At 48.6% G+C, this 13,260-nt stretch carries 8 protein-coding genes; all 8 read right to left on the reverse strand.

Annotation, left to right across the window (positions count from 1 at the left end):
• Nucleotides 1-284: 284 nt before the first annotated feature.
• Nucleotides 285-2,267: a sulfite reductase, ferredoxin dependent gene (sir, locus tag NDI44_RS05210; protein WP_190412654.1), complete on the reverse strand. Its 1,983-nt coding sequence runs from the start codon at nucleotides 2,265-2,267 to the stop codon at nucleotides 285-287.
• A 117-nt stretch (nucleotides 2,268-2,384) separates the two neighbouring features.
• Nucleotides 2,385-2,537: a hypothetical protein gene (locus NDI44_RS05215; protein ID WP_190412655.1), complete on the reverse strand. Its 153-nt coding sequence runs from the start codon at nucleotides 2,535-2,537 to the stop codon at nucleotides 2,385-2,387.
• 184 nt (nucleotides 2,538-2,721) lie between these two features.
• Nucleotides 2,722-3,336, reverse strand: coding sequence for an outer membrane beta-barrel protein (locus NDI44_RS05220; protein ID WP_242037055.1), 615 nt, complete (start codon nucleotides 3,334-3,336; stop codon nucleotides 2,722-2,724).
• A 491-nt stretch (nucleotides 3,337-3,827) separates the two neighbouring features.
• Nucleotides 3,828-5,723 carry a diguanylate cyclase gene (locus NDI44_RS05225; protein WP_190412656.1) on the reverse strand — a complete coding sequence of 632 codons (1,896 nt, stop codon included), beginning with the start codon at nucleotides 5,721-5,723 and terminating at the stop codon, nucleotides 3,828-3,830.
• Nucleotides 5,663-6,013, reverse strand: coding sequence for a hypothetical protein (locus tag NDI44_RS05230; protein WP_190412657.1), 351 nt, complete (start codon nucleotides 6,011-6,013; stop codon nucleotides 5,663-5,665). The genes NDI44_RS05225 and NDI44_RS05230 overlap by 61 nt, the downstream gene beginning before the upstream one ends.
• A 250-nt stretch (nucleotides 6,014-6,263) precedes the next feature.
• Nucleotides 6,264-7,097: a FecR family protein gene (locus NDI44_RS05235; RefSeq protein ID WP_199302560.1), complete on the reverse strand. Its 834-nt coding sequence runs from the start codon at nucleotides 7,095-7,097 to the stop codon at nucleotides 6,264-6,266.
• Between the two features lie 173 nt (nucleotides 7,098-7,270).
• Nucleotides 7,271-8,203: a PleD family two-component system response regulator gene (locus tag NDI44_RS05240; protein ID WP_190412658.1), complete on the reverse strand. Its 933-nt coding sequence runs from the start codon at nucleotides 8,201-8,203 to the stop codon at nucleotides 7,271-7,273.
• A 62-nt stretch (nucleotides 8,204-8,265) separates the two neighbouring features.
• Entirely contained in the window at nucleotides 8,266-12,948 is a 4,683-nt protein-coding gene (locus tag NDI44_RS05245) for a response regulator (RefSeq protein WP_199304834.1), read from the reverse strand.
• Between the last annotated feature and the right edge of the window lie 312 nt (nucleotides 12,949-13,260).

Raw genomic sequence — 13,260 nt, forward strand, 5'->3', positions numbered from 1 at the left:
CATATCTGCATCGCGAATCCACAAATGCAGAATTGATTTTTTAATCCTTGATGTTGAAATTTTGGTATTTTCTGCTACTAGATCCATCAATCCCTAGATGTAACTCGGAGGTAGAGTCTCTCCGGGCGTTTTGTTACGGCTGAGTTGAATGATTGAAGACTCATCTCAAATCCGTCTACTTGCCTGTAATATAAAGAACCCCTCCCCGCAAGCGGGAAAGGGTTGGGGTTCTGGGAAATTAGGGGAATCAACCAGACTTTAAGATTACTGAGTCGCCAGCCGGATTACTCGTTAGGCTTTTGATTCGCCTGCAAGAAAGCCTCGATTACCTCAGTTGCCAATTGAGTCATGGGCTTACCCTGACGGGCTGCTTCTGCTTTCAAGCGGCTGTAAACATCATCCCGGACATTGATCCGACGACGGATTTTAGCTGCAACTGCAATTTCTGATTCTTCTGGCAGCACCACCTCATTAATCAACCCGGTATCTGACTGAGGAGAGACTGCTTCTGACTCATAGTCAACTGTAAATTGACGAATCGCATCAAAACCAACGCGATCGCAGAAATCCCCAAAACCTTCTTGGGGTTGCCGCGACTGCTTGAAGTAAACGAAAATCGGCTCTAATTCGGTTTCTAGCTCGTTGATGTGCAGCCGATCCATATAGGCTCTAGAGAGTCGCGTTTGGTCGCGTGAAGCCCCTAGCCAAATCTGATAAGATTCAGCCGCACTCCCGACAAATCCTAATTCTGCCAGATAGGGACGAGCGCAACCATTCGGGCAACCCGTCATCCGCACGATAAAGTGTTCGTTTTCCAATCCCACTTTTTTCAGCAGCGCCCGAACCCGATTCAAGAGATCCGGCATGATCCGTTCCGATTCGGTAATCGCCAAGCCGCAAGTCGGCATTGCGGGGCAAGCCATCGAATAGCGCACCAATGGGTCAAGTTGATTGGGGTCTGCCTGAACGCCACAGCGGTCAAGAATCTGCTGAATTTCGGTTTTCTGCGCCGGGTCAATTTCGTAAAACAGCAAGTTTTGGTTGGGTGTCAGGCGAATCGGTAGCGAGAACTTCTGCACGATTTCCCGCAGTGCAGTTCTTAGCTTGAAGTTACCTTCGTCCTTTACCCGACCATTTTCAATCGGAATTCCTAGAAACAGCTTGCCGTCGCCTTGTTCGTTCCATCCCAAGAAATCTTTGTATTTAAAGGGCGGTAACTCTTTAAAAGCTGCCAGCGGTTTGCCAAAGTATTCTTCGACTTTGGCGCGGAACTTCTCGACGCCCCAATCTTCGATTAGGTATTTCATCCGCGCATGACGGCGGTTAGTGCGATCGCCATAATCTCTTTGAGTGGCGACAATTGCTTTGATCAGATCGTAGATATCTTGTTTCTCTACATACCCGATGGGATCTGCCATCCGGGGAAATGTCTCTTCTTTGTTGTGAGTGCGTCCTAAACCACCACCCGCAAAGACATTAAATCCCTCTAGTTCTCCCTCGGTGTTGGTAATCACCACCAAGCTGACATCTTGGGAATAGAGGTCAACCGAATTATCCCCTGGTACCGTTACGGCACACTTAAATTTCCGGGGCATATAGCGATCGCCATATAGCGGTTCTTCTTTCCCGTGAACGACGGTGCCGTTGCCGTTGCGTTGCCGCGCCGCCTTTACCTCTGGGTTTTCTTCCGCGCTAATGGACTTTTCGCCATCTAGCCAAATTTCATAATATGCACCTGTTTGCGGTGCCAGTAGGTCAGCAATATTGTTGGCATACTCCCAGGTATATTCGTAGTCCCGGCGATTTTTATAAGGCGCTGGGGGCGTCATCACATTGCGGTTGAGGTCGCCGCAGGCTCCCAGCGTTGACCCCATGTTTTTAATGATGGCAGCGATGGATGCTTTGAGATTTTTCTTTAAAATTCCATGCAGCTGAAAACCCTGGCGAGTCGTAGCGCGTAGCGTTCCATTGCCATATTCCTCAGCCAGTCGGTCTAAGGTCAGATACAGTTGTGGTGGAATGAAGCCCCCCGGATTACGGGTACGCAGCATGAACTGGTAATCTTTTTCCTGACCCTTCACCCGGTTGTCCCGGTTATCCTGCTGGTACGATCCGTGAAATTTGAGAATCTGGGTGGCATCTTCTGTGAAGCTGTTGGTGTCTTCCAGTAGCTCAGTTGCCACAGGTTCGCGTAAAAAGTTGCTGCGTTCTTTGAGTCCTTCTACTTTAGAAAGCTTTTGAACAGGGGAAATCGGAGATTTAACCATCGGAAACTAGGGGGCTGAACGGTTGAACTGGATCACCGGAAAATCTATCGGGATTACGGCGTATACATTCATGGTACTATCACCATTCTTAATCTTTAGCGATAGGTGAGAAAATCCCTAGATTTTAACAATTCTTGCAGAAAGGGATATCCCCAGAGGACGCCCTTGGGTTTGCCACACCTTGATGCAGTGATGCAGTGATGCAAGTAAGAGCGTCAAGTCTTTCGTGCCTAACCCGATTTTTGAGCCAAGCAGTCTTAAGCCGTCCATTGAATCAGCTCCATCGGTAGGTTAGCATAGCTACCCTACTGTGCGGTGTATCAAACCCAAGTGAGAACCGCTATAAAAACAAAGTGGGACAGGCTTTATCAACCTGTCCCACTTTGTTAGAAGTCACTTAAGTCAAAATATCTCGAACCAAACACCGCCAAGAACGATAGAGAGAGCGTTAATCTTAGAATCCGTAGCCGACTCCTAGCTGGACGCTAACAGAAGAAGCGGGACTGTTTTCGTAAGGCTTGATTCCCAGTTTGGCATCGCTGAAGACTACAACGTTCTTGGCAACTTCTGCTTCGACGCCAGCCGTGACTACAGGCGCATTGCGGTTGCCGAAGGTAGATGGTTTGCCTTCCGATTCATGCAAACCGTAGCCACCACCAACGTAGAAGTTGGCTTTATTGGTAACAGGCACATCATAAGTAACCATCGGAATGATTGTGCTGGTTTCGTTAGTGAACTGCACGGAACCTCTAATAGAAACTGGCGTCTTGGGAACCGCATAGCGACCTTGAATCACACCGCCGACTGCGGCAGCATCGCCATCTTGTCCGCCATTTGTAACGCTAGCAGAACCACCAACTCCGACATAATTTGCTCGTGTTCCAGTGGGTTTTGCAGAGGCATCCAAACTAGACATTAAAACAGGAGCGATCGCTAGTGCAGATAGTACGGAAATCTTAGCTACGGATTTGAGAGCGCGATTCATAATTACTTCCTTCAATTCTCTGGTTTTCAGTTGCTTTGTTACATTCAAAGTCGTTAGCCAAAGCAAAAGGTTCCAGGAATCCATAAAAAAATTTTTCGCCCGCTCAAATCAAGGATTGCTAAAGCTTTTAAGTCTCAGCATTCCCCTACGGGCAATGGCTTCAAGCTCTTTAAATCCCAAAATAACAGTAAATATTTTAGTGCCTGAATAATGTTTTTACCTCTGGCAATGGGTTGAAATAGCATTTCCTCAAATAGAGGCTTCCTGCCAGTGGACTGTTTGGAAAGTGGCACAAATCCATGAAAAATTTGAGGAACTATTTTGTTGTCTTAGCAGTCTAAAATTTAAGGGCAATTTTCATCAAAAAAAAGTAATCGTAAAGTCTCATAACCCTATCAAATTGCTCTATAAAGCTAAGAAGTTGGGAGCTGGCTGGATTAGGGAAAACAACTTTAAAAAGTTATAATTGTAACGATATTTTTAAAAATAGACTAAACTTCACTCATCACAGGTCATCGGGAAAGTGCCGGATGGTTATAGCTGTTAAGAACCGCAGACACTAACCCGAAGAGTGGCTAAGAGCAGCATCGGCTAACGCGATCGCGTCCCAGAGCTTTTGCCTGATAAAGCGCCTCATCCGCTGTCTTTAACAATATTTCTGGTGAAGTATCGCAGTCGGGAACCGTAGTCGCAACGCCCAAACTCAGCGTCACATACTGACTAACTAAAGAATGGCTATGGACAATCTTTAAGTCTTGCACTGCCACTCGAATCTCTTCTGCCACTTGCAATGCCCCATTTTGTGTAGTGTTGGGCAAAATTACGGCAAATTCTTCGCCCCCGTATCGAGCGACTAAATCCGCTGGTCGCTTGACAGCTTGAGCGATCGCACTGGCGACGGTAATTAAACAAGTATCCCCGGCTTGATGACCATAGGTGTCATTGTAGAGTTTGAAAAAGTCAATATCGCACAAGATCAGAGACAGGGGGACTTTTTCTCGTCTCAGACGCCGCCACTCCTGATCCAGGTACTCATCAAACCGGCGTCGGTTCGGCAGACCCGTCAGACCGTCCAAAGTCGCAAGGCGCTGCAACTTTTGGTTAGCTGCCTCCAATTGTTCATAGAGTTGCCCTTGTTGAATCGCAATACCCACCTGCATCGCCAAAGAAGAGAGCAGATCGATTTCCCACGGTTGCCAATGTCGGGGTTGCGAACAATGATGAGCAATCAGCAACCCCCACAACTGTTGCCCTTGCAGAATCGGAACGACTAAGTTCGCTTTAACCTGAAACTGCTCCAGCACATCGATATGACACTGACCCAGTCCTGAGTTGTAAATATCTGCGATTGCTTGAACCCGACTCTGCTGATACAGCTGGGCGTACTTTTCCTTAAAACAGGGATCGTAGACGGGAGTTCCCAGCATCGAAGTCCAATTGGGGTCTACAGACTCCACCGCCACAACCCCGCGCCAGCCTGCCTCGAAACGATAAATAATCACCCGGTCGCACGCTAGAAATTGCCGCACTTCTGCCACCGTCGTGTTCAGAATCTCGCTGAGATTGAGAGACTGACGGATGCGCTCTAGCATCGCCCCTATCAGTTGCTCCCTGAGAACTTGCAGTCGCAGTGCCTCCTCCGCCTGCTTGCGTTCGGTGATATCGGTGAGCGTGCCAATAAAACCAACTGTCGTACCGGCTACTCCTTGTTCCGCCACCGCCTGACCAAACACCCAGGTGACGACTCCATCCGCACGCCCAAACCGATACTCTGAGGCAAACCGCCGGTTTTCTATTATCGCCTGCTTCCATTCGCTGATGACGCGATCGCGATCGTCGGGATGCAGCGCTCTCGTCCAACCTTCTCCGAGTGCTTCCGCCAGGGTCAATCCTGCCAGTTCGCGCCAGCGCTCGTTGACATACAAACAGTTCCCTTCTACATCTGTGTGGAAAATCCCTACCGGCGACATTTTAGCTAAGGTGTAATACCGATACTCACTTTCCTGAAGGGCTTCCTCGGTTCGCTTGCGCTCGGTGATATCAGTGATTGACCCTGCCATACGATAAGGTATGCCTTGCTCATCTCGAAATGCAATCCCCCGACAGAGAAACCACCGGATATTGCCATTCTTGTGGATCATCCGATGTTCGATTTCATACTGGGGTGTCAACCCTTCGAGATAAATACTTGCAGCCGTCATCACCCATTCCCGCTGATCCGGATGTACCAGATGGAGCCAAGCCTCTATACGGTTGTCAATTTCGTCTTCGCGATAGCCCAGCATCGCTTTCCAGCTAGCGGTGAGATACATTTCACCAGTTTGGAGATCCCAGTCCCAAAGTCCTACTTGACCGGCATTAACGGCTAGGACATAGCGTTCCTCTGCCTGGTGAGCAGGAGTCATGTCCGTCATAAAGCGATCGCGCCCGTAAATAAATCGGCAAAAACTTTTAAAAAGTTGTCCCAACACAGCCCGCACGCTTTGTTGGCATCCGTGAAGAATGCTTTATTTTTCCTGCCTTCGGCTGCGAATGTGCCTGCATTCCAAACTTGCGGTTGATTTGTCCCAACCTGCACTGGGATGAAGTACATCGAGGCAGGTTGGAAGAGGGTGCTAAAATATTGCTTCAATTTCCCTACCTTTTGACGCAGCGCTTTCTCTAGTTGGCGACGTTCTAGATGCGATTGGGGTTGCTGGAACGTAAGCACGAAGGCTTCATCCTGGAAATCATGCCAGGAAGCTGGGCAATCAAAGCGCATTTGAGTTTGTTGTTTAAGAGGGGTGTTTTAAAGAGTCTCAATCTACCGGGGGTTTAAATCAAAACGACACTCCCCGGTCATCCAAAAAAGTCAGTTGAGATGCCCCAAGGTTCTAAATTCTATTATTGTCGAAAGGTTTAAGCGATCGCGTAATTCGCTTTTGCGAACATAAAATGCGTTGGCAAAAGCGAGGCGATTTTAGGGAGAAGGGTTGCAGATAAAATGCACTGAGCAAGTCTAACGAGCAACCTTACGGAACCAGCAGTTCATACGCCTGCCGTTGTCCCAAAGGAGTTACCACAACCGCTTGAATTTTCCGTTGCTTAGGCAGTGGGACTGTAATATCAAATTCACCCGTGCGCTCCACATTCTGTAAAGTAGACGCCACGATCAACAGATTGAACGGATCGATTAGACCGCGAATGCGTACGCGATCGCCCTCTATCGCCGCCAGAACTCGGATCTCTAATTCACCCTCTTCTTTCAAAGGAATTGGTTGGGAAGGGGGTTCGCCAGGAATCACTAAAGTCCGAAACCCAGCATTGACTTCTACCGCTTGCCCCTGAGCTTCCTCGACCACGCTCCCTTCTAGGGTGGCAACGCTCGTTTTGCCATTGGGTTTGACGCTCACACCAAATTGCGTCCCGCGAACGCCACTCAAACCGGCAGGTGTTTCAATTTCAAACCGCGAATTAGGATTCGTAAACGGTCGTACCTCCAGGCGAGCTTGTCCCCCCTTTACTTGAAGTCGCGTAATTCTTCCCCCATCAGGCATTGTCTGCAATTGTTGTACTTGCAGAGTGGTATTTTCTGAGACATTCACGAAGCCAACGCCGGTATCGACGGCTAGGACGGCTTTAGACTCGTCGCCCGTCGTGATAGTATCGCCCACCTCCTCAAGGCGCAAGCCGACCCTAACCGACCCAGCAGCGTCTCTAAGTTTATAAGTGACTTTACCTGCATAGGAAACGACTTCTAACCGTCGGTTGAGTCGAACCTGCAAAGGTTTTGCCACTGAGTCTGTACCGATGCTTAAGAGAGCCACCAACAGCAGGAGAGACACGAATGCTCTACGACTTTTCACTGCTCACCTCTTGTAGAAATGAAAAATTAAAAATTACTAATTTGATTTTGCAGTTTTAATTTTTTCAGATGATTTGTGCATATTAACTTGATTAAGCGATCGCACTTTAAAATCGCCCTTTATATCTGCGTGGCTGATTGTATCCACCGATGCATCATCGCCAGAAGCTGCGTCTAGGAGCATACGCGATCGCGTCCCCCTGCTTTTGCCCGATACAACGCCTCATCAGCTTCCTTAAGTAACGCTTCTGGCGAGGCGTCATGCAAAGGAATCGCGCCAGCGACACCCAAACTCAGCGTTACATACTGGCTAACAGCAGACTTGGTATGAACAATTTCTAAAGATTTCACAGCCTGTCGAATTTCCGTTGCGACTTGCAACCCACCCGCAGCAGAGGTATTAGGCAAAATCACTGCAAATTCTTCGCCGCCATAGCGTGCGACTAAATCTGTCGAGCGCTTGACCACCCGAAACAGGGCACTAGCAACAGTTTGTAAACAAATATCTCCAGCTTGATGCCCGTAAGTATCGTTGTAGGTTTTGAAAAAATCGATATCGCAGAAGATGAGAGACAGGGGCAGTTGTTCGCGCAACATTCGCCGCCACTCTTGACCAAGATACTCATCAAATCGACGGCGGTTTGCCAGCCCCGTCAGACTGTCGAAGGTCGCAAGTCGCTGCAAGTCTCGGTTTGCCACCTCCAGTTGTTGATAAAGTTGAAATTGTTGGATTAAACGCCTCACCCGCTGACGCAGTACGGGCCAGTGAATAGGTTTGGTAACGAAATCAATGGCTCCGACTTCAAAAGCTCGGTCAACGGATTCTTTGTCGTCAAGACCTGTAATCATCAATACGGGAGTGCGATCGCATGAAGGGATGTCTTGTAGCCTGGAGCAGCAAGTGAAGCCATCCATTACCGGCATCATGGCATCGAGCAAGACAATATGCGGCTGAAAGCGAACATAAGCACTCAAGCACTCCTCTCCATTGCTCGCTTCAACAACCTGGTATCCTTCCTGTTGCATTGCTTGACACAGTAGCTGACGCATGATTCTGTCGTCGTCTACCACGAGGACGATAGAGGGTTCTTGGGGAAGGGAAAGCATTTTTATTAGACCTATCCGTTAATTGGTATAGGATGTACCCCGGACGGAGGTTTCAATCTCGATCAAAGATGGAAATCTTGCAACGCACAGCGCACGCGCTCATACTCCGCCTCCATCTGCGATGCGATTTCCGGTGCTCCTGCTAGAGTATCGTCTTTCGCGATCGCTTCGAGTTGCTTACACAAATTGGATAGGGTCATAGCACCCAGCGTCGCACTGGTTGACTTAAGCGTGTGAGTCGCCTGTCGCAGCGCCACGGCATCTCCAGCATCTACTGCATTCCGAATGACTTGCAATATTTGGGGTGTATCTTCCAAAAAGCTATCAATGACTTCCACCAGAACGGATGAAGCATTCTCTCCAAACATATCGCAAAGCCCTTGGATTGCCTGGAAATCAACGGCAGAGGTGGAGATGGGGAGGCGGGGAAGCGGCTGCAAAGCAGCGAGTGCCTTCAGCAGCGCCTCCATCTGGATCGGCTTGCTGACGTAATTATCCATCCCCGCGCTCAAACACTCCTCGCGATCGCTCTGCATCGCATTCGCCGTCATGGCAATAATCCAGGGACGTTGCTCGTAGGGCCATTCCTCACAGATCCGTCGCGTAGCGCTCAATCCGTCCATTTCTGGCATTTGCACATCCATCAGAACAACATCATAGGGCTGGCGTTGCAGCGCTTGCAGCACTTCCAAACCGTTGCTGGCGATATCCGCTCGATATCCCAGACGCCCCAATAGATGCAGCGCCACCTTTTGGTTGACGACATTGTCTTCGGCTAACAGAATTCGCAGCGGTAGCCGTTGCGCTAGATTCGGGTCAATCGGTTCGGGATGGGGACGCGGACTTGGCAGCGCAGCGGGTTCGCCAAGCAGACCGCTCAAGACATTGTAGAGCTGAGATTGTTTAATCGGTTTATTCAGGAAGGCGGCAAAATTTGCTTGCTGGGCTTGTAGCTCTATCTCCGACTTGCCTAGAGAAGTTAACATCACCAATGGCAACGTCCGAGTATTGGGTAGTTTGCGAATTTCTGCGGCTAAATTCAAGCCATCCATCTGCGGCATTTGCATATCCAGAATCGCAATATCAAAGGTCTCCTGATTGCTCAGCCAGTTCAGGGCTTCTTCCCCAGAGGTGGCGGCGCGGGAGATCATTCCCCACGCGATCGCCTGCAAAGTCAAAATTTGCCGATTGGTCGCGTTATCATCCACAATCAGCAACCGTTTTCCAGCTAATAGTTGTTGGGAGTCGCGGCTGTCAGCAAGCGTTGAAGTGGGAACGGAGGTGGCGACAACGGCGAAATAAAATGTGGAACCCTGACCCCCTTCACTTTCCACCCAAATTCTCCCGCCCATCATTTCTGTTAATTGTCGGCTAATCGCTAATCCCAACCCCGTACCGCCATAGTTGCGAGTTGTAGAGGAGTCAACCTGGCTGAAGGGTTTAAATAGACGGTCTATACGGTCAGAAGGAATCCCAATTCCGGTATCTTTAACGGCAAAACGAATCGCATATTTGTGATTTTTTATTTTGGGTTTTCGATGTTGGATTGCAGCTTTTTCTTCTAGTTCTTCAACAGAAATCGGTTTGTTCGTCTCATCGGTAAGATGAGCAATTTCTTGTTCTAAATTCGCTCCCCAGCTCGCCAGCCCCCCTGTCCCTCTGCCTCGTTCTCCCAGTTGACGAGCTTTTACCGAAATCACAACTTCCCCTTGGTGTGTAAATTTAACTGCATTCGCAATTAGATTTACCAGAATTTGGCGGAGTCGCGTCACATCCCCCACAATCATTTTCGGTACAGAAGGATCTATCAAATACGCTAATTCCAAGTTTTTTTCTGCCGCCTTGTGAGCCAGCAAATCAAGCGATTCTTCGATACAATCTCGCAGATTGAAAGGTTGCTGTTCCAGTTCCAGCTTACCGGACTCAATTTTAGAGAAGTCAAGGATGTCATTAATAATTGTGAGTAAGCCATCGCCGCTGTTGCGAATGGTTTCTACAAAGTCTCGCTGTTGTGGCTTGAGTTCGGTATCTAGTAGCAACCCAGTCATGCCAATTACCGCATTCATGGGAGTGCGGATTTCGTGGCTCATGGTAGCTAAAAATTCACTCTTAGCACGGTTAGCTGCTTCTGCCTCTTGTTTTGCTTTTTCTAAGGCAACATTTTGCTGAGCTAATTGTTCGCGTTGGCGGGTTTCTTGCTCTAATAGGCAAGCTTGAGCCAGAGCAATACCGACTTGATCTGCCACTGCTTCGAGTAATTCAATTTCCTCTTTAGTCCACTCACGGAAGGTGTTACATTGATGCAAGCCAATCACACCGTTAGTTTCTCCTTGATAGGAAGTGCGAATCGCCAGCATCGATTTGAGTTGAATTTGCTGACACAGAGAAACAGTTTCTTTGAGCAGCGGATCGGCATAGACATTTGAGGAAGCGATCGCGCGATCTTGAGCAATTGTTTGTTCGGCATGGGGATTGCCAACAACGGGGATTTGTACATCCATGATCGAATCATACCCAGGCTCCAAATACTCCGCCACTAGGGGAATTTGTGGTTTAGGGGTGGCGATGTATGAGTAAATCAAACAGCGATTCACGGCGAATGTTTCGCCCAATAACTTACAAGTCGTTTGAAAAATTTCTTGTGTTTCTAGCTTGGCGCGAATCTCTTGAGTAATCCGTTTAAGCAGCAAAGTCCTGGTAACTTGCTGTTGCAGGGCTTCTTGGGCTTTCGCACGTTCAACTTCACCCCCTACCCACTGTGCCATGAGCTTCACTAGCTCTTTGTCTACTACTGTAAACTGGTGCGATCGCACCTTTAAACTGGAGAAACTGAGGGTACCGTAAACAATCCCGCCTGCCACTACCCTAGTACCAATATATGCCTCTATTCTGAAAGGGGTATTTGCCGGATACTGGTACCATTGCGATCGCTCAACGGACTCAAAGCAAATCGGTTCGTCGCAGCGCAGTGCTTCACCGCAATAAGTCTGCTTAACATCGAAAAGATTTCCTTTGGCAAGATGAATGGGTGAGTTTTCGGGCACCTGAGCAGCAATCAGGTAATATTTATCCCCTTCAATCTTCGCTAGCGTCCCGATTTCTAAGCCAAATCGCCAGCATCCCATTTTCAGCATCCGCTGGATGCGTTGGTCGAAGTGTAGCGGCGTTCCTTTTCCGCCTTGAGCTGCCGTCACTTCATACAGCGCTCGTAACCCTGCCTCGCTCTCTCGCAGTTCGTGTTCCGCTTGCTGGCGCTGCGTGATGTCGCTGCCAATTCCGAGAAACCCAGTAATGTTGCCCTCAGTATCCCGTAACGCCGTCATCGACACCAGCACGGGAAAACGACTACCATCTTTGCGGATAAACGTCCATTCGCGCTCGTCCACTTCTCCACGACGCGCCTTGGCAACAAAAACCTCAAACCTTGGATCGATGGGGATTCCCAACTCCTGTGACAATTCTTGGGCACGCCGGAATACTTCGCGTGAATCGTGAAATCGCAGGGGTGTTGTTTTGCCCACAACTTCAGCAGCAGCGTATCCTAAATATCTCTCGGCGGCGGCATTAAAGGTGCAAATTGTGCCATCTGGTGTTGTAGATACGATCGTGTAGTTGGCACTATCCAAAATTGCCCGCTGCAAGCTGGTTGTCTTTTGAAGTTCCTCTTCAGTTTGCTTGCGATCCGTAATGTCATTCAAGGTGCCGGAAATACCCACGATACTTCCGCTAGCGTCCAGTGTCGCGCAGGCATAAACGTCAAGCCAGCAAAAGCTGCCATCAGCGGTTAGGATGCGGATCTCCTGTCGGTAAAATTTTGTTTGGGATTGAATCAGAGCTTGAAACAGTTTTATATTGCGTTGGCGATCTTCAGGATGAACGTAGTTTAGAACGTGAGTGCCAAGACTTTGGGCAATCGAGAATTTGGTGATTTCTGTCCAAGCCGGATTCAGAAAGGTCCACAAACCCGTGACGTCTGTTTGAAAAATTACTTCTTTGACGTTATCGACGACAGAGCGATATTTTTTATCGCTTTCTCCTAACGCTTCCACTACCTGTTGATGCTGAGAAACAGTGCGTTCTAATTGATTGAGATGAATTCGGAGTTCCATCTGAGCGATCGCTTGCCGCGCCAACGCTTTGAGCGCTTCAATTTGTTGGCTCATGAGCTTTCGAGGAATCTGGTCAATTACGCATAAGCTGCCCAAAACAAAGCCATCGGGCGTTACCAAGGGAACTCCGGCATAAAACCGGATATAAGGGTCAGATGTCACCAGAGGATTTCTGGCAAAGCGTTCATCGACTAACGTATTGCGTACAATTAATAATTCGTCTGGTTTTAAAATTGTGTGAGCGCAGAATGCTAAATACTTTGCTGTTTCTGTTGCTTTCAGACCGATGTTTGACTTAAACCACTGGCGATTGCCATCAACCAAGCTGATGAGGGCAATGGGAGTGTCACAAATATGGGAAGCTAGAGCAGTCAGATCGTCAAATGCCTGTTCTGCCGGAGTATCGAGAATTTCATAGCGATAAAGTGCTTTGAGCCGATTTGCTTCAGCGTCAAGGCTGGCTGCGTCGCTGTTTAGGGGCAAGAATGGGTGCCGCTCAAAAGAGGAATATTCGCTCTCCCCTTGAGGCAGAAGACTTGGGTTTTTTTTTGGTTGCTGAAACAGCAAATACCGTAGAGGCGGCTTGCTAAGGTGTCTGGATAGCGATCGCAGGATAGGACGGAGGATTTTCATCATCAATATGAACTAGAGCCGATACAGCCCCAGAAACTCTTCCTTTGATGTTTGCGGGCTTTCATCCCCTGAAGGTCTGTCTGGCTTTTGCGAGCGGTTGTTCGGCTTCCAGGTTAACTTTCCGGGCAGGCAGATAACTCCCACTTAAACCTGTGTCCAATATAAGCTGCCCTTACATTTAAGAAAGCATATTCGTTGGCGCTGGCGATCGCTCACTTGTGAGTCGTTTTTAGCGCTTAGTTACGAGTCCTTGGTTGGTTACGACTGCCCTAACAGACAAAGTTAATGATTTGGAGGATAGGTAGAGCGCTTTTC

The organism is Trichocoleus sp. DQ-A3 (assembly GCF_039961975.1).
Taxonomy (GTDB): domain Bacteria; phylum Cyanobacteriota; class Cyanobacteriia; order Cyanobacteriales; family FACHB-T130; genus FACHB-T130.